Raw genomic sequence first — 16,484 nt, forward strand, 5'->3', positions numbered from 1 at the left:
GTCAGTGCTCCGCCTTGGCCAGCACCCAGGCCGGCACGGGTTTGAGGTCACGCACCAGGCCGAGCGCGGCCATCGCACGCAGGCCATACCAGGTGACATCCACTTCCCACCAGTAGAAGCCCTGGCGGGCAGTCCCCGGGAAGAAATGGTGGTTGTTGTGCCAGCCTTCGCCGAAGGTCAGCAGGGCGAGCCACAGGTTGTTGCGGCTGTCGTCACCGGTATTGAAGCGCTGGCGGCCGAAGCGATGTGCCAGCGAGTTGATGGTCACCGTGGCGTGGAACAGCACGACGGTGGAGATGAAGAACCCCCACACCAGCATCTGCCCACCGCTGGTGCCCCACGACGGCGCGACGCGCTCCAGCAGCGCGCCCAGGCCGAACAATGCCGCGGCCAGCGCGACCGGCACCAAGGTGTCGAAGCGGTCCAGCCAGCGCAGTTCCGGGTACCTGGCCAGATCGGGAATGCGCGACCAGTCGGTGCGGAAGCCTTCCACCGTGAGGAACCAGCCCATGTGGCTCCACCAGAAGCCATGCACCGAGGGCGAATGCGGATCGGCGGCGGTATCGGTATGACGATGGTGATTGCGATGATGCGCGGCCCACCACAACGGGCCGCGCTGCACGCTGGAGGCGCCGATCAACGCGAAGATGAACTGCACGGCGCGCGACGTCTGGAAGGTGCGGTGGGAAAAGTAGCGGTGGTAGAAGGCGGTGATCGCGAACATGCGCACCGCGTACAGCGCGACCGCCACGCCTACCGCGACCCAGGACACGCCTACCCAGATCACCGCCAGGCAGGCCAGGTGCATCGCCGCGAACGGAATCGCACGCACCCAGTCCACGCGCTGCGGCTGGTCCGTCGCAACAGCCGCATCCGTGCTGGTGTCGAACCAGCGCAGCAACGTCGCCCAGCGACGTGGCTGTACGGTGCGTCCTGCGTCCGGGGTGGGGATGTCCGACATGTCTCGCTTCTCCTGAGGCGTTAACAGGAGATACGGCAGGGCGTGACGTTTGGATGCACGGATCCGGAAAAAAACCGCGGACGCGTGCGATTACAGGTTGGCGATGTCGCCCTTGGCGATGATCGGGCCGGTCGGAATCCCCTGCGGCGCACCGCTTGACGGTTCCAAGGTGATCGCCAGCACCGAGCCATTCACGAGGGCATCACGCAGCGAGTCCGGCACGGCAACGGTATGGGCGCGATCGATCGACACCAGACCCAGCGAGCGCGGCGCGCCGCCGGCCGGGATCAGCCACAGCTCCGGTGCACGGCCTGCCGCATCAGCGGCAGCAGGTACCGGCACCATCAGCACCTTGCCCTGGGCCCTGTCGACGGAGGCCAGCCACCCGGGCGTGCCATCGTCGTGCAACAGCGGTGTGACCGGCTTGGTAGCCTGCTCCGGCTCGGCCGGGAGCGTCGGTGGGGTCGGCGCGATCGGCGTGACCGCCACCGGCGTCGGCGCAGGTGCGGTGGGCTCCAGATCGCGCCGACTGAACACCGCCACCAGGGCCAGCGCGGCGGCCAGCGCGGTCATGCCCTGCCAGAAGCCGGTGCGCTGCCAGACCCGGGGCGAGGCGATCGTTGCTGCGGGCCAGCCGAGCGAGGTGCGGATGCGGGGCCACAGATGCGCAGGCACCGCTTCACTGCCAAACGATTCAAGCAACGGCGCGAGGCGGTTCTCCCATTGCGTCACCAACCGCGCAAAGCCGGGATCGCCGGCGAGGCGGCGTTCCACGTCGATACGTTGGGCGGCATCAAGCACCCCCAGCACGTATTCGCCGGCCAGGATGTCGGCGCTCGGCGGCTCGCCGTCGTCATGCAGATCGTGGAGGTCGCGAACGTTCATCGTTCCAGGCACACCCGCAGTTGACCCAGCCCGCGGCGGATCCAGCTCTTCACCGAGCCCAGCGGCGAACCAATGCGGCGCGCGAGTTCTTCATAGCTCGCACCATCGAGGAAGGCCAGCCGGATCAAGGATCGACGGCGCGGTTCCAGGCGCTCCAGACAGTCCTGCAGGCGCTCGTGGTCGGAGGCCTGCTCGGCGGCATGCGCAGGCTGTGGGGCGAAATCGGGAATCTCCTCCGCCACGGAGAGGTCATCCAGCGCGCGCGGCGGCGCGGCCCGCAGGCGGTCGATCGAGCGGTTGCGGGCCATCATCGACAGCCAGGTCATGGCCGCCGCCTTGGCGCGGTCGAACTGTGCCGCCTTGTTCCAGACCGTGGTGAAGACGTCCTGCAGCACCTCTTCGGCATCGCCGCGGTCGCGCAGCACATGCAGGCAGATGGCGAACAAGCGTCCCGATGACAATTGGTAGACCGATTCGAACGCCTGGCGATCACCGCCGGCGACGCGGACGAGCAGCTCGTCCAGACGGTGTGATGCGGCAGCGGCGGCGTCCAGCTCGGGCATTGCAGGCTCAATGTCGATAACGGGCGTATCGGCATCCTCCCTGCTCCCGCCGCTGCCTGCAAGGGGGCGCTCAGGCACCGCATGTCTTCACCAGCGGCTGCGTACGCGCGGCGGACAACTCGGCCGCAGGCGTGGCAACGGGAGCCGCCGGAAACTCGACCCGCACCTGCGGGTACTTGCCCTTCTCATCGCGCACGTTGCCGGTGCCGGTGAACTGCAGCAGCCGCTGGTCCGCAGTGGCATAGACCAAGGTGACCGGGGGCACCGCGAAACCGAACCACGCATCGAGCTTCATCTGCAGCTGCTCGGCCGGTTGACCCTGCCACGTCACCGCGCCGGTGCGTTGCAGTTTCAGTGGCACCAGGCGCTGACGGCTGGGCAGCAGGAACTGGAACGCCACGCTCTGACCGGCCTGCAACGCAGCCCAATGGCTGCGCACCGCCGCGTCGAAACCGGCATCCACCACCGCGCCCGGCGGAACCGCGATCGCGCGGCTGAACGTCGGTGCCTGCGCGCTGGCGCGGACCGATACCTGGCGGGTGGCGGCACCGCCGCGCACGCCTTCCTGATAGCCATCGCGGCCATCGTCCAGGGTGAAATCCGGCGTCTGCGGGCTGCCCTGCGGGGTCATCCACTTGCGCGCGAAGGGGCGACCGTCGCTGCAGCGGTACAGCACCAACCGCGACTGGGCGCTTGCCGGCCCCTGCAGCCAATGGGTCTCGCGGTAGAGCAGGCGCCCATCGGCGGTAGCGTACGCGCGGCCTTCCTGGCGCTGCACGGTCTGATCGGCGGCACCTACGGGGGCGGCGATCACCGACAGCAGCAGGAACAGGCAGGACAAGGGCTGGCGCATGGGAGTCCAAACGGGCGGGCTTGCAGGGAGATACGCAGTTGGCAGTGGTTTGGATGCAGTGGGGAACAGATCGAGCGCGCACCTCCGCCTGCTCCCCTTGACCGACGCCTCAAGTCGGCCTACCTTGTGCTCGCCGAAGGTATCCATCGCTTCATGCAGATGAAGGGATGGATTTAAACGGGAATCCGGTGAAGGCGCATCCCGCGCCCATTCCGGAGCTGCCCCGCAGCGGTGAATGGAAACGACTCCTGCCAACAGCACTGGGCCTTAGCGCCTGGGAAGCGGCAGGTACTAGGTGGGCGTTCGCGCCCGTGTCCATCAGCCCGAATACCGGCCCCGGCCGGAGGACATGACCGTCCTCCGATTCGACCTGGAACGTCCGCGGGGAGGTTGCCGGGGCCTGCCGCCATGCCGCCTGCCTGGCGCTGCCCCCGTGCGTCCGCTTCACGGCATCCGGTTCGCCCGCGGGGGCGAAGGTCGCTGGCGGGGCGGAACGGGCTGCAAGGCCCCGGACGGCGCGCGGTTCCTTCGTTCCTCAATGCCCCTACGCAATGAGGACACGTTCCAATGACCACTGTTACCAACCTGGGTTTTCCACGCATCGGCGCCAAGCGCGAACTCAAGCGCGCGCTCGAAGCCTTCTGGTCCGGCGAAAGCACCGCCGCGTCGCTGCAGGACACCGCGGCCGAGCTGCGTGAACGCCACTGGCAGCTGCAGCGCGAGGCCGGCGTGGATGTGCCGCCGAGCAACGACTTCAGCCTGTACGACCAGGTGCTGGATGCGGCCTTCCTGTTCGATGCTATCCCGACCCGCTACCGCGCGCTCGCCGATGCCGAGCCGCTGAGCGGCTACTTCGCGATGGCGCGTGGCCTGCAGCGCGATGGCATCGACCTGCATGCGCTGGAAATGACCAAGTGGTTCGACACCAACTACCACTACCTGGTGCCCGAACTACATGCCGGCCAGACCTTCGCGGTGCGCGGCGACAAGCCGCTGGCCGAGTACCGCCAGGCCAAGGCGCTCGGGATCGAGACCCGTCCGGTACTGATCGGCCCGGTGACCTTCCTGCGGCTGTCCAAGACCACCGACGGCAGCAACGCGCTGGACCTGCTCGATGCGCTGCTGCCGGTGTACGTGCAGCTGCTCGGCGAACTCAAGGCTGCCGGCGCGGCGTGGGTGCAGCTGGACGAGCCGCTGCTGGTGCAGGACCTGGACGAGGCCACACGTGCTGCCTTCGAGCATGCCTATGCGGTGCTGGCCCAGGCTGCCCGCCCCAAGGTGCTGGTGGCGACGTATTTTGGTGCGCTGGAAGACAACCTCGCGCTGGCCGCCTCGCTGCCGGTCGATGGTCTGCATGTGGATCTTGTCCGCGCGCCGGAACAGCTCGATGCGGTGATCAAGGCGCTGCCCGCCGGTCGCGTGCTGTCGGCCGGACTGGTCAACGGCCGCAACATCTGGCGCACCCACCTGGACAACGCCCTGGTGCTGGCGCGTTACGCACACGGTCATGTCGGCAGCGATGCGCTGTGGCTGGCGCCATCGTGTTCGCTGCTGCATAGCCCGGTCGATCTGGACCACGAAAAGAAGCTCGATGACGAACTGCGCAGCTGGCTGGCCTTCTCCAGGCAGAAGCTCGGCGAGCTGCGCGTACTGGCCGACGCGATCGATGCACCGGCGCGTGCCGAAGCACCACTGGCCCACTCGCGTGCGTGCATCGAATCGCGCCGTCGTTCGCCGCGCGTGCACAACCCGGCCGTCGCCGCGCGTCTTTCCGCGCTGACCCCGGCCGATGCACAGCGCCACAGCCGCTACCCGCAACGCCACCTGGCCCAGGCCGCCGCGCTGAAGCTGCCGCGCTTCCCGACCACCACGATCGGTTCGTTCCCGCAGACGCTGGAGGTGCGTGAGGCCCGCGCCCGCAACAAGTCCGGCAAGCTCTCCGATGCGGACTACGATGCGTTCCTGGCCACCCAGACCGAGCACTGCGTGCGCGTGCAGGAGCAGATCGGGCTGGACGTGCTGGTGCACGGCGAGTTCGAGCGCAACGACATGGTGGAGTACTTCGGCGAACAGCTCGATGGCTTTGCGTTCACCAAGAACGGCTGGGTGCAGAGCTACGGCTCGCGCTGCGTGAAGCCGCCGGTGATCTTCGGCGATGTGACCCGTCCGCAGCCGATGACGGTGCGCTGGTCACAGTACGCGCAGTCACTCACCCAGCGGCCGATGAAGGGCATGCTGACCGGCCCGGTGACGGTGCTGCAGTGGTCGTTCGTGCGCGATGACCAATCGCGGGCGGACACCTGCCGCCAGATCGCGCTGGCGCTGCGCGATGAAGTGACCGATCTGGAAGCGGCCGGGATCGGCGTGATCCAGATCGACGAGCCGGCGATCCGTGAAGGCCTGCCGCTGCGCCGCGCGCAGTGGCGCGAGTATCTGGACTGGGCGGTGGAAGCGTTCCGGATCAGTGCCAGCGGCGTGCGCGATGCGACCCAGATCCACACCCACATGTGCTATTCCGAGTTCAACGACATCATCCACTCGGTGGCTGCGATGGACGCGGACGTGATCTCGATCGAAACCTCGCGCTCGCGCATGGAGCTGCTGGATGCCTTCGTGCGCTTCCAGTATCCCAACGAGATCGGCCCGGGCGTCTACGACATCCACTCCCCGCGCGTGCCGGACAAGGCCGAGATGCTGGCGCTGCTGCGCAAGGCCGCCGAAGTGCTGCGTCCCGAGCAGATCTGGGTCAACCCGGATTGCGGCCTGAAGACCCGTGGCTGGCCGGAAACCCGTGCCGCGCTGGAAGCGCTGGTGGCCGCCGCGCGCGAACTGCGCGAGGAAACCGCGGACGCCAACGCCGCCTGATCTTCCCTTTGTAGACCGCCCCAAGGACCCCATCGCCGCCGTTGCCGGCGGTGGGGTCGACGAGAGACGCATGACCCCGACCCACCTGACACCCATCGACCGCCCCACCCTGTCCCTGCCCGACGGACACACCCGACTGCTGCTGCATTCGTGCTGCGCGCCGTGCTCGGGCGAGGTCATGGAGGCGATCACCGCCTCCGGCATCGACTACACGATCTTCTTCTACAACCCCAACATCCACCCGGTGAAGGAGTACGAACTGCGCAAGCAGGAGAACATCCGCTTCGCCGAGAAACATGGCGTCCCGTTCGTCGACGCCGACTACGACACCGACACCTGGTTCTCGCGTGCGCGCGGCATGGAGAACGAACCCGAACGCGGCATCCGCTGCACGATGTGCTTCGACATGCGCTTCGTGCGCACTGCCCTGTATGCGCACGAGAACGGCTTTGCGGTGATCAGCAGCTCGCTGGGCATCTCACGCTGGAAGGACATGAACCAGATCAACGACTGCGGCCACCGCGCCGCCGCGCACTACCCGGGCATCCAGTATTGGGACTACAACTGGCGCAAGGGCGGCGGTGCCGCACGGATGGTGGAGATCAGCAAGCGCGAGCAGTTCTATCAGCAGGAATACTGCGGCTGCGTGTACTCGCTGCGCGACGCCAACCGCCACCGCCGCGAGACCGGCCGCGAGCGGATCAAGCTGGGCGTGCTGTACTACGGCGACGGGACCTCGAAGCAGGGCGACGCCGACTGACCGTTGCGGGGGCGTCGGCTAGACTGGGCGCCCCCACCGCCGTGAAGCCGCCATGAGCCGTTACCCCGCCGATGTCGCGTTGGTCGTGATCGACCTGCAGCCGGACTTCATGCCCGGTGGCGCACTGGCCTGCGTGGACGGCGATGCGATCGTGCCCGACATTGCCGCCCTGCTCGCCGAACGCCGGTACGCCACCGTGGTGGCGACCCAGGACTGGCACCCGGCCGACCACGCCTCCTTCGCCAGCCAGCACCCGGGGCATCTCCCGTTCGAAGCGATCCTGCTGCACGCCCAGCCGCAGACCCTGTGGCCGGACCACTGCGTACAAGGCAGTGACGGTGCGGTGCTGCACCCGGGCGTGGACTGGACGGTGGCCGACCTGATCCTGCGCAAGGGCACCCGCCGCGCGGTGGATTCGTACAGTGCATTCCGTGAGAACCATGGCCCTGACGGCACCCGCCCCGCGACCGGTCTGGCCGGCTGGCTGCACGAACGCGGCATCCGCGAGGTGCACGTGTGCGGCCTGGCGCGCGACTACTGCGTGCTCTGGAGCGCGCAGGACGCGGTGAAATCCGGCTTCCGGGTCAAGTTCCACTGGGACCTGACCCGACCGGTGACCGAGGCCAATGACGGCATGGTGCGCGAAGCGTTGGCCAAGGCGAAGATCGCGGTGATCTGACGGGCGAGCCCGGGCGCCGGCCGGAACGACGTACCCACCAACGGTGGGTACCTACCGGTCAGCGGAATACGACGGTGCGATGCCCGTTGCGCAGGATGCGGTGCTCTACATGCCGGCGTACCGCGCGCGCCAGCACCTGCGATTCGGTGTCGCTGCCCAACCGCACCAGATCGCGCGGCGTCATCGCGTGATCCACGCGCGCCACGTCCTGCTCGATGATCGGGCCCTCGTCCAGATCCGGGGTTACGTAGTGTGCGGTGGCGCCGATGATCTTGACCCCGCGCGCGTGCGCCTGGTGATACGGCTGCGCGCCTTTGAAGCTGGGCAGGAAGCTGTGGTGGATGTTGATCGCCCGCTCGGCCAGCGCTTCGCACAGCCGCGGCGACAGAATCTGCATGTAGCGGGCCAGCACCACCAGATCGATCTGCTCGCGCTCGACCAGATCGATGATCTGCTGCTCCTGCACGGCGCGGTTGTCGGCGTTGACCGGCAGGTGATGGAACGGCACCCCGTACGAACCGGCCAACGCAGCGAAGTCGTCATGGTTGGAGGCCACCGCCGCGATGTCCACCTGCAGCTGCCGGCTGTGCGCACGGAACAGCAGGTCATTGAGGCAATGCCCCTGCTTGCTGACCAGCACCAGCAGGCGCGCGCGGCGGCGGGCATCATGCAGCTGCCAGTCCATGCCGAACTCGGCGGCCAGCGTGGCCATGCGCGCTTCCACGTCGCCCAATGACTGCTCGGCGGCACGGTCGAAATGCACGCGCAGGAAGAACCGGCCACTCTCGTCGTCGCCGAACTGCTGGGCATCGAGAATGTTGCAGCCCAGCTCGAACAGCAGGCCGGACACACGGTAGACGATCCCGGTACGGTCCGGGCATGAGAGGGTGAGGATGGAATCGGGGCGCATCCTTTCAAGTGTAAAGGAGCGCCCGGATCCGCGGCACGGTTGCTCTCAACTGCAACCATTCGGCACGGCCATCCGCGTTACCGCGGCGGATGCACCGTCCACGCCACCAGCCGCATCACCACCGGGCGCACCATGAGCACGCAACAGAACGCCGTCGGCATCGCCAACTGGTAGGCGCCAAGCACGCGCGCGGGGTAGTCCGCGCCCACGCCGGCATTGGCGGCGGTGATCACCAGGCACATCAGCATGGCCATGATCGAGGCCATGAAGAAGGCGAACACGAATGGGGTAGCGCGGGCGCCGAGCTTCCAGCGGCGCATCGCCACAGCCTGGGGAGCGGTCATGCGTAGGGTTCCTTTGATCAGGCAACCAGCGGTTGCGGGACCGGCACGATAGCCAGCGCCCGGACGGCCCGGTAGACCGCGCCGGCTTGGCGCTTTATAAAGCAATTCTTTGCAATGACCATGGAAAATGGCCTTCAGCATGAACATTCTCCAGTCAATCCGCAGTTTCATCCGCACCGCCGATGCCGGCAGCCTGGCCGCGGCCGCGCGCACGCTGGGCATCAGCCCCGCCGCGGTCGGGCAGAATATCGCCCGGCTCGAAGCCCACCTCGGCGTGCGCCTGCTCAACCGCACCACCCGCCAGCTCGCGCTGACCGAGCGCGGCGCGGTCTATCTCGCCCAGGTGCGCCACATCGAGCGTGACCTGCAGCGGGCACAGGCCGCCGTGACCGATCTGGATGCCACGCCCGAAGGCCGGCTGCGCATTGCCAGCAGCGCGGCTTTCGGCCGTCATGTGCTGGCGCCGCTGATGCCCGCATTGCAGGCACGCTATCCACGGCTGGCGATCGAACTACTGCTGGCCGACCGCAGCGTCGACCATGCGCATGAAGACGTGGACGTCAGCATCCGCATCGAACCGCAGCTGGAAGAAGACCTGGTCGCACGGCCCATCGCGCAGGTGCCGTTCGTGGTCTGCGCGGCACCGTCGTATCTCGCGCGTGCCGGCATCCCGCTCACGCCAGAGGCGCTGCGCGAGCATCGCTGCCTGCTGTTCCGCTATCCGCTGGACGGCCGCTACCTGCGCTGGGGCTTCGTGCGGGACGGCATGCGCTTCGATGCCGAGGTGACCCCGGCACTGGCCAGTGATGACATCGACGCCCTGGCCGCGATGGCGGTGGCCGGTGGCGGCATCACTCGCCTGGCAGCGTTCGTGGCCGCGCCCTATCTCGCGCGCGGCGAACTGCAGGCGTTGTTCGAACCCGGCGATGCGCAGTGCACCCAGGCCTCACCGGAACCGATGCGGTTGTTCCTGTGCGTCAGCGATCGCCGCGATCTGACGCCGAAGGTGCGGGCGCTGATGCAGCACATCATCGAGGGTCTGCCGCCAGCGTGGCGGGTGGACGTCGGCTGAGTGCAGGGGGCACCCGGGATGCCGGCCAGCGGCCGGCACCCCCTTCAGCGTGTCAGCGCTCCGGCGCGATGAACACGCCGCGGGCTTCGCGCGGTTCGCAGCGCAGGTACTGCGGTGCCGGGGCGACCGAATCGCCCAGTGCCGCGGCGGCGTGCCACGGCCAGCGCGGGTCGTAGAGGATGCCGCGGGCCAGCGCGATCGCATCGGCATGGCCATGGCGCAGGATCGATTCGGCCTGCGAAGGCTCGGTGATCAGGCCCACGGCGATGACCGGCATGCGCAGCTTGTGCGCCTTGATCGCCTGCGCGAACGGCACCTGGTAGCCCGGCGACAGCGGAATCTGCTGGCGCGGGTCGTTGCCACCGCTGGAGACGTGCAGGAACTGGCAACCACGCGCATCCAGCACGTGCGCCAGGGTCGTGGTCTGTTCGATATCCCAGCCGCCGGCCACCCAGTCGCTGGCGGAGATGCGCACACCCACCGCGATGCGATCGGAGACGGCCTCGCGCACCGCATCGAACACGCGCACCAGCAGACGCATGCGGTTTTCCAGCGAACCACCGTAGTCGTCCTCGCGGCGGTTGCTCAGCGGCGACAGGAACTGGTGCAACAGGTAACCGTGCGCGGCGTGCAGTTCGATCAGGTCCATGCCGACGCGCTCAGCGCGACGGGCGGCGGCCGCGAAGGCCTCCACCACGGCATCGATGCCGGCCAGATCCAGTTCGGTCGGCGTGGGATCGGTCTTGGCGAACGGCAGCGCGGACGGCGCGACCGTGGGCCAGGCGCGCGGATCGGACGGGTCCATCGCGCCGCCGCCTTCCCACGGCTTGTTGACCGACGCCTTGCGGCCGGCATGCGCCAGCTGCACACCGAGCGGCATCGGCGACCACTGCTTGACCGAGGCCACGACCGAGGCCAGCGCGGCTTCGGTGGCGTCATCCCACAGGCCCAGATCGGCCCAGCTGATACGGCCTTCCGGCAGCACAGCGGTGGCTTCCAGGATCAGCAGGCCGGCACCGGACTGCGACAGCTGCCCCAGGTGGATGCGGTGCCAGTCATTGGCAAGGCCGTCGGTGCAGGAGTACTGGCACATCGGCGCGATCACGATGCGGTTGGGCAGGGTCAGTGGACCGAAGGAGATGGAGGAGAAGAGCTGGCTCAAGGGGGAACTCGGGATGAGGAAAATGTAACCGGGCGCCATTGCACTCCTGTGCGGCGGCGGAGGCAACCGTGCCAGTGGATCAGTATTTCGCAGCGGCTCAGGCGGCGGCGGTTCCCGGCAGCAGGAAGGCCAGTGCCTCGGCGCAGGATTGGTCGACTTTCAGGCTCAGCAGCGCGTCGGCGCGGGTGAGGCCACGGTTGAGCGCAGCGATCGGCACCCCGGCCTGCGCGGCCGCCTGCACGAAGCGGAATCCGGAATAGACCATCAGCGAGGAGCCCACCACCAGCACCGCATCGGCCCGCTGCAGATGGTCGTGGACGGTGGCGACCCGCTCGCGCGGCACGCTTTCACCGAAGAACACCACGTCCGGCTTGAGCACGCCGCCGCAGGCCGGGCAGGCCGGCACCTGGAAGGCGGAGAAATCCATCTCCAGATCGGCATCGCCGTCGGGCGCCTGGCCGGCCTCCAGATGCTCCCAGCCGGGGTTGAGCGCCAGCAGCCGGTGCTGGAATGCCTCGCGCGGGGTGCGTGCCTCGCAGCCCATGCAGCGCACCTGGTCCAGCCGCCCGTGCAGATCGATCACCGCCTCGCTGCCCGCCCGCTGATGCAGACGGTCGACATTCTGGGTGAGCAGCAGCTCGACCTTACCCCGGGCTTCCAGTGCGGCGAGCGCGGCATGCGTGCCGTTCGGCTGGGCCCAGCCGAACCGGGGCCAGCCCAGCATGCTGCGCGCCCAGTAGCGCTGGCGCGTGGCCAGCTCACCCATGAAGGCCTGGTAGGTGACAGGCGGGCTGCGCTTCCACTGGCCATCGGCATCGCGGTAATCCGGGATGCCCGAATCGGTGCTGCAGCCCGCGCCGGTCAGCACGAACAGGCGCTGAGCGCGGTCGATGAACTCGGCGAGGGGTGTGCTCATGATCAGCAGATGGGGGCGCAGGCGCGAAGAGGCAATCGCGGTCCGCTTACGGACCCGGGATGTCACCCGGCAGCGACGGGACGCTGGTCGGGTGGCCGTCGGCATCCAGCGCGATCATCACGAAGTGCCCGCGCGTGCAGAGCTTGCGCTCACCGGTGTGGAGGTCTTCGGCAATCAGCTCGACCTCCACCTTCATCGAGCTGCGGCCCACTTCGACGATGCGGCCGACGGTCTCCACCATCTGGCCGATACGGATCGGCAGCTTGAAATCGACCTGGTCCGAGCGCGCGGTGACCACCGTGCGGCGCGAGTAGCGGGCCGCGGCCAGGAACGCCGCCTTGTCCATCCATGCCAGTGCCTGGCCACCGAACAGGGTGCCCAGGTGATTGGTGTGGTTGGGGAACACGATCTCGGCCATGCGGACTTCGATGGGCGGGACGGTTTCGGGGATGGGAGTCATGGCGGGGCCGGGAATGCTGTGGGATGGCGCGGATGATACGACAGGGGGTGGTTGAGGGTCGCGTAGAGCGTTCTTGGCGATACCAAGGGCTGCACTGATGGCCATGGCGCGTTGGTAGCAACCGCCTTTCCAACCGCAATGGAAGATCCATGGGAAGTGACCCGGGCAGGCGAATGCAGGACCGTTGGGCCGCATGGAGGCGGCCCACGAGCCTACACGGACGTATTTACGGCGGGTCCAGCATTCGCCTGCCCGGGTCACTTCTACTCGCAGCATCCGGACGCCAACGCTGTTGCCTCAACGCTTCAACGCTCAAGCAAGCAGAGCGCAAACAAAAAGCCCCGGAACATGTCCGGGGCTTTTCGACATCACGACGTAAGCGTCAGATCAGAACGACATATCGAACGACACTTCGCCCTTCACGCCCACCTGGTAGGCCGACGAACGACGCTCGAAGAAGTTCGTCAACTCCTGCACATCCTGCAGCTCCATGAAGCTCAGCGGATTGCGCACGTTGTACTTCTTCTCCATGCCCAGGCGATGGAAATGATTGTCCGCGCAATGCTGCAGATACTGGCGCATGTCACGCGTCGAAATGCCCGCCACACCACCGGACAGCACGTCCTCGGCGAACTGCACCTCGCACTCGATCGCCTCGGCCAGCATGTCGTACACCTGCTGCTTCATCGCATCGTCGAACAGGTCCGGCTCTTCCTCGCGGATCACGTCCACGCACTCGAACGCGAACTCCATGTGCGCGCTCTCGTCGCGGAACACCCAGTTGGTGCCCGAGGCCAGACCGTTGAGCAGACCGCGCGAACGGAAGTAGTAGACGTAGGCAAAGGCCGCGAAGAAGAACAGGCCCTCGATGCACGCCGCGAAGCAGATCTGGTTGAGCAGGAACTGGCGACGCTCGTCACGGGTCTCGATGCGCTTCAGGTTCTGGATCGAATCAATCCACTTGAAGCAGAAGTCCGCCTTCTTCTTGATCGAATCGATGTTCTCCACCGCGTCGAACGCCTTGGCGCGCTCGTCCGGATCCGGCAGGTAGTTGTCGAGCAGGGTCAGGTAGAACTGCACGTGCAGCGCTTCTTCGTACAGCTGGCGCGACAGGTACATGCGCGCTTCCGGCGCATTCAGATGCTGATACAGGTTCAGCACCAGATTGTTGGACACGATCGAATCGCCGGTGGCGAAGAACGCGACCAGGCGGTGGATCAGGTGGCGCTCGCCCGGCGACATCTTGCCGTGCAGGTCGCTGATGTCGATCTGGAAGTTGATTTCCTCGACCGTCCAGGTGTTCTTGATCGCGTTGCGATACATGTCATAGAACTGCGGGTAGCGCATCGGGCGCAACGTCAGTTCGAAACCTGGATCGAGCAGCATTTGGCTGGGCTTGTCGGCCATGGTGTTTCGTCCTTCTTGGCGACTACCGACCAACGGTCGGCAGCTACCGAATGTGTGATTTTCCAGCGGTGGCGGCTCGGTGGGCCGGCACGCCTTGTTTACTGGCACGCCTCGCAGCTTTCCGGGTTTTCCAGCGAGCAGGCGACGGCTTCGACCGGGGTGTAGCTGCTGACGGTCGTCTTGGCGATCTTGGTCGCCGGGCGCGAACGCAGGTAGTACGTGGTCTTGATGCCCTGCTTCCAGGCATACATGTACATGGAAGACATCGCGCCGATGTTCGGGCTTTCCATGAACAGGTTGAGCGATGCGGACTGGTCGATGAACGCGCCGCGGTCGGCGGCCATGTCGATCAGCGAACGCATCGGCAGTTCCCAGGCGGTGCGGTACACGTGGCGCAGCGTTTCCGGGATCTGGGTGATGCCCTGGATCGAGCCTTCGGCCAGCTTGATCGCGTCGCGCATTTCCGGGGTCCAGTGGCCGAGCTTCTTCAGCTCGTTCACCAGGTAACGGTTGACCTGCAGGAAGTCGCCGGACAGCGTTTCGCGCTTGAACAGGTTGGACACCTGCGGCTCGACGCACTCGTAGCAACCGGCGATCGAGGCGATCGTCGCGGTCGGGGCGATGGCAATCAGCAGCGAGTTGCGCAGGCCGTGTTCCTTGATGCGCTCACGCAGGGCGTCCCAACGCGCGGTGTCTTCGGGCACCACGTTCCAGGCATCGAACTGCAGCTCGCCGCTGGCCGCACGGGTATCGGCGAAGGACGGGTGCTTGCCGCGTTCCTGGGCCAGCTCGCACGAGGTTTCCAGCGCGTGGAAGTAGATCGTCTCGGCGATCTGCTTGGACAGCGCGCGGGCTTCGGCACTGTCAAAGGCCAAACGCTTGCGGAAGAACACGTCCTGCAGGCCCATGCAGCCCAGGCCGACCGGACGCCAGCGCAGGTTGCCGCGGCGGGCGGTTTCGATCGGGTAGAAGTTCAGGTCGATCACGCGGTCGAGCTGACGCACGGCCAGGCGCACGGTGTCGGCCAGCTTGTCGAAATCGAACTCGCCGTGGCCGTCGAAATGATTGCCCAGGTTGATCGAGCCCAGGTTGCACACCGCGGTCTCTTCGGCCGAGGTGATTTCCAGGATTTCGGTGCACAGGTTGGACAGGTGGATCACGTTGCCCGGACGCAGGGTCTGGTTGCTGGCGCGGTTGCACTTGTCCTTGAACGTCATCCAGCCGTTGCCGGTCTCGGCCAGGGTACGCATCATCCGCGAGTACAGCTTGCGCGCGGAGATCGTGCGCTGGGCCTTGCCCTGGGCTTCGGCCTGCAGGTAGGCCTGCTCGAAGGCTTCACCGAACAGATCGGTGAACTCAGGCACCACGCTCGGATCGAACAGCGACCATTCCTGGTCGGCCTCCACCCGCTGCATGAACAGGTCCGGCACCCAGTTGGCCAGGTTCAGGTTATGCGCACGGCGCGATTCGTCACCGGTGTTGTCACGCAGTTCGAGGAAGTCCTCGACGTCGGCGTGCCAGGTTTCCAGGTACACACAGGCCGCGCCCTTGCGCTTGCCGCCCTGGTTCACCGCCGCCACGGACGAATCCATGGTCTTCAGCCACGGCACGATGCCGTTGGAATGGCCGTTGGTCGATTTGATCAGCGAACCACGCGAACGCACGCGGCTGTAGCTGACGCCGATGCCGCCGCTGAACTTGGACAGCTGGGCGATATCACCGTACTTGGCGTAGATCGACTCCAGCGAATCCTGCGGCGAATCCAGCAGGAAGCACGAGGACAGCTGCTCATGCGTGGTGCCGGAGTTGAACAGCGTCGGGCTGGACGGCAGGTAATCCAGGTTGCCCATGCGCTTGTACAGCGCGAGGGTTTCCGGCACGTCTTCGCTCAGCGCGCTGGCGATGCGCAGGAAGAACTGCTGCGGGGTCTCGATCACCTTGCGGGTGTGCGGATGACGCAGCAGGTACCGGTCGTACAGGGTACGCAGACCGAAGTAATCGAAATGCAGGTCCAGCGACGGATCGATCGCGTCGTTGAGCTTGCGGGCGTTGATCTGCACGAAATCGAGCAGGCGCGCGTTGATCAGGCCCACTTCGTGGCCGCGGCCGACCGACTGCGAGAACGCATGGATTTCCTGGCCGGACACTTCCTTGGCGATGAAGTTGGCCAGCAGGCGCGCGGCGAGGCGGCCGTACTCGGGTTCTTCACCGATCAGCAGCGCCGAGGTGCGGATGGACAGTTCGTCCAGCTCCTGGGTGGTCGCGCCGTTGTACAGGCCGGAGATGGTGCGGGTCGCCACGCGCATCGGATCCACCGCATGCAGACCTTCGCAGCAGCGCTGCACAGCGCGCACGATCTTGTTCAGGTCCACCAGTTCGGTCGTGCCATTGCGCTTGGTCACGCTCATGGCGGTCGCCGTGGGCGGCGAGGTCAGCAGGAATTCGCTTTCCTTATCGATGTCGGTGCTGGTTTCGATGCTCACGGCGTTTTCCTCTGGGCGTGATTGGAAGTGGTACAGCGTCGCCTGCCTTGCAGGCCGAACCGGCGCACGGATCTACAGGGTGGACCTGCGGCGTCGCAGGAGCCGCGACAGCGCAGGCAGGCCTGCGGGCGGATTCCCCTGCGTCACCGGTCCTCTCCCCCCGG

The 16,484-nt window shown here is 66.7% G+C and carries 15 protein-coding genes and 1 riboswitch; of the genes, 4 read left to right on the forward strand and 11 right to left on the reverse strand.

The genetic code is table 11. From position 1 onward, the window contains the following. Nucleotide 1: 1 nt before the first annotated feature. The 4 genes from ABE464_RS08135 to ABE464_RS08150 form a co-directional block, all read right to left on the reverse strand. Complete coding sequence (locus ABE464_RS08135; RefSeq protein ID WP_346471529.1) at nucleotides 2-961, reverse strand: acyl-CoA desaturase; 960 nt, start codon at nucleotides 959-961, stop codon at nucleotides 2-4. A 90-nt stretch (nucleotides 962-1,051) separates the two neighbouring features. Then, the gene (locus ABE464_RS08140; RefSeq protein ID WP_346471530.1) at nucleotides 1,052-1,846 is read right to left on the reverse strand and encodes an anti-sigma factor; all 795 of its coding nucleotides are present in this window, start codon (nucleotides 1,844-1,846) and stop codon (nucleotides 1,052-1,054) included. Beyond that, complete coding sequence (locus ABE464_RS08145) at nucleotides 1,843-2,409, reverse strand: sigma-70 family RNA polymerase sigma factor (protein WP_346471531.1); 567 nt, start codon at nucleotides 2,407-2,409, stop codon at nucleotides 1,843-1,845. Before ABE464_RS08145 ends, ABE464_RS08140 begins: the two co-directional genes overlap by 4 nt. 70 nt (nucleotides 2,410-2,479) lie before the next feature. Beyond that, nucleotides 2,480-3,262, reverse strand: coding sequence for a hypothetical protein (locus ABE464_RS08150; RefSeq protein ID WP_346471532.1), 783 nt, complete (start codon nucleotides 3,260-3,262; stop codon nucleotides 2,480-2,482). A gap of 120 nt (nucleotides 3,263-3,382) precedes the next feature. Continuing rightward, nucleotides 3,383-3,616, forward strand: a riboswitch (cobalamin riboswitch). 213 nt (nucleotides 3,617-3,829) lie between these two features. On the opposite strand from ABE464_RS08150, the gene metE reads away from it, so the two are divergent. The 3 genes from metE to pncA all read left to right on the forward strand — a co-directional run bounded on the left by metE (nucleotide 3,830) and on the right by pncA (nucleotide 7,566). Beyond that, nucleotides 3,830-6,127: a 5-methyltetrahydropteroyltriglutamate--homocysteine S-methyltransferase gene (gene metE / locus ABE464_RS08155; protein WP_346471533.1), complete on the forward strand. Its 2,298-nt coding sequence runs from the start codon at nucleotides 3,830-3,832 to the stop codon at nucleotides 6,125-6,127. A gap of 70 nt (nucleotides 6,128-6,197) precedes the next feature. Continuing rightward, a complete protein-coding gene (locus ABE464_RS08160; RefSeq protein ID WP_346471534.1) occupies nucleotides 6,198-6,887 on the forward strand; it encodes an epoxyqueuosine reductase QueH in 690 nt (229 codons plus the stop codon). 52 nt (nucleotides 6,888-6,939) lie between these two features. Next, on the forward strand, nucleotides 6,940-7,566 hold the full coding sequence (gene pncA, locus ABE464_RS08165; RefSeq protein ID WP_346471535.1) for a bifunctional nicotinamidase/pyrazinamidase: 627 nt from the start codon (nucleotides 6,940-6,942) through the stop codon (nucleotides 7,564-7,566). A gap of 58 nt (nucleotides 7,567-7,624) precedes the next feature. Here the strand turns inward: pncA and purU are convergent, their stop codons facing one another. Together purU and ABE464_RS08175 are read right to left on the reverse strand one after the other, a co-directional pair. Continuing rightward, the gene (gene purU / locus ABE464_RS08170) at nucleotides 7,625-8,476 is read right to left on the reverse strand and encodes a formyltetrahydrofolate deformylase (protein ID WP_346471536.1); all 852 of its coding nucleotides are present in this window, start codon (nucleotides 8,474-8,476) and stop codon (nucleotides 7,625-7,627) included. Nucleotides 8,477-8,553: 77 nt separating this feature from the next. After that, nucleotides 8,554-8,820 carry a DUF2798 domain-containing protein gene (locus ABE464_RS08175; RefSeq protein WP_123731102.1) on the reverse strand — a complete coding sequence of 89 codons (267 nt, stop codon included), beginning with the start codon at nucleotides 8,818-8,820 and terminating at the stop codon, nucleotides 8,554-8,556. A gap of 139 nt (nucleotides 8,821-8,959) precedes the next feature. Between ABE464_RS08175 and ABE464_RS08180 the strand changes: the two genes are divergently transcribed. Next, entirely contained in the window at nucleotides 8,960-9,892 is a 933-nt protein-coding gene (locus ABE464_RS08180; protein ID WP_346471537.1) for a LysR family transcriptional regulator, read from the forward strand. A 52-nt stretch (nucleotides 9,893-9,944) separates the two neighbouring features. On the opposite strand, the gene ABE464_RS08185 is transcribed toward ABE464_RS08180, so the two are convergent. From ABE464_RS08185 to ABE464_RS08205, 5 genes are all read right to left on the reverse strand, one after another. Further along, nucleotides 9,945-11,093 carry an NADH:flavin oxidoreductase/NADH oxidase gene (locus ABE464_RS08185; protein ID WP_346471538.1) on the reverse strand — a complete coding sequence of 383 codons (1,149 nt, stop codon included), beginning with the start codon at nucleotides 11,091-11,093 and terminating at the stop codon, nucleotides 9,945-9,947. Nucleotides 11,094-11,151: 58 nt separating this feature from the next. Continuing rightward, a complete protein-coding gene (locus ABE464_RS08190) occupies nucleotides 11,152-11,970 on the reverse strand; it encodes an NAD-dependent protein deacetylase (protein WP_346471539.1) in 819 nt (272 codons plus the stop codon). Nucleotides 11,971-12,016: 46 nt separating this feature from the next. Next, nucleotides 12,017-12,430 carry an acyl-CoA thioesterase gene (locus tag ABE464_RS08195; RefSeq protein ID WP_346471540.1) on the reverse strand — a complete coding sequence of 138 codons (414 nt, stop codon included), beginning with the start codon at nucleotides 12,428-12,430 and terminating at the stop codon, nucleotides 12,017-12,019. 387 nt (nucleotides 12,431-12,817) lie between these two features. Further along, on the reverse strand, nucleotides 12,818-13,837 hold the full coding sequence (locus tag ABE464_RS08200; protein WP_179460508.1) for a ribonucleotide-diphosphate reductase subunit beta: 1,020 nt from the start codon (nucleotides 13,835-13,837) through the stop codon (nucleotides 12,818-12,820). Nucleotides 13,838-13,935: 98 nt separating this feature from the next. Beyond that, nucleotides 13,936-16,320, reverse strand: coding sequence for a ribonucleoside-diphosphate reductase subunit alpha (locus tag ABE464_RS08205; RefSeq protein ID WP_346471541.1), 2,385 nt, complete (start codon nucleotides 16,318-16,320; stop codon nucleotides 13,936-13,938). Nucleotides 16,321-16,484 lie beyond the last annotated feature (164 nt).

It is taken from the genome of Stenotrophomonas sp. TWI587, assembly GCF_039674145.1.
GTDB lineage: Bacteria > Pseudomonadota > Gammaproteobacteria > Xanthomonadales > Xanthomonadaceae > Stenotrophomonas > Stenotrophomonas maltophilia_AY.

What these genes read in the sequence shown, in the direction of transcription:
- ABE464_RS08135 (WP_346471529.1), bottom strand. Translation starts at nt 961, where the DNA reads ATGTCGGACATCCCCACCCCGGACGCAGGACGCACCGTACAGCCACGT.
- ABE464_RS08140 (WP_346471530.1), bottom strand. Translation starts at nt 1,846, where the DNA reads ATGAACGTTCGCGACCTCCACGATCTGCATGACGACGGCGAGCCGCCG.
- ABE464_RS08145 (WP_346471531.1), bottom strand. Translation starts at nt 2,409, where the DNA reads ATGCCCGAGCTGGACGCCGCCGCTGCCGCATCACACCGTCTGGACGAG.
- ABE464_RS08150 (WP_346471532.1), bottom strand. Translation starts at nt 3,262, where the DNA reads ATGCGCCAGCCCTTGTCCTGCCTGTTCCTGCTGCTGTCGGTGATCGCC.
- metE (WP_346471533.1), top strand. Translation starts at nt 3,830, where the DNA reads ATGACCACTGTTACCAACCTGGGTTTTCCACGCATCGGCGCCAAGCGC.
- ABE464_RS08160 (WP_346471534.1), top strand. Translation starts at nt 6,198, where the DNA reads ATGACCCCGACCCACCTGACACCCATCGACCGCCCCACCCTGTCCCTG.
- pncA (WP_346471535.1), top strand. Translation starts at nt 6,940, where the DNA reads ATGAGCCGTTACCCCGCCGATGTCGCGTTGGTCGTGATCGACCTGCAG.
- purU (WP_346471536.1), bottom strand. Translation starts at nt 8,476, where the DNA reads ATGCGCCCCGATTCCATCCTCACCCTCTCATGCCCGGACCGTACCGGG.
- ABE464_RS08175 (WP_123731102.1), bottom strand. Translation starts at nt 8,820, where the DNA reads ATGACCGCTCCCCAGGCTGTGGCGATGCGCCGCTGGAAGCTCGGCGCC.
- ABE464_RS08180 (WP_346471537.1), top strand. Translation starts at nt 8,960, where the DNA reads ATGAACATTCTCCAGTCAATCCGCAGTTTCATCCGCACCGCCGATGCC.
- ABE464_RS08185 (WP_346471538.1), bottom strand. Translation starts at nt 11,093, where the DNA reads ATGGCGCCCGGTTACATTTTCCTCATCCCGAGTTCCCCCTTGAGCCAG.
- ABE464_RS08190 (WP_346471539.1), bottom strand. Translation starts at nt 11,970, where the DNA reads ATGAGCACACCCCTCGCCGAGTTCATCGACCGCGCTCAGCGCCTGTTC.
- ABE464_RS08195 (WP_346471540.1), bottom strand. Translation starts at nt 12,430, where the DNA reads ATGACTCCCATCCCCGAAACCGTCCCGCCCATCGAAGTCCGCATGGCC.
- ABE464_RS08200 (WP_179460508.1), bottom strand. Translation starts at nt 13,837, where the DNA reads ATGGCCGACAAGCCCAGCCAAATGCTGCTCGATCCAGGTTTCGAACTG.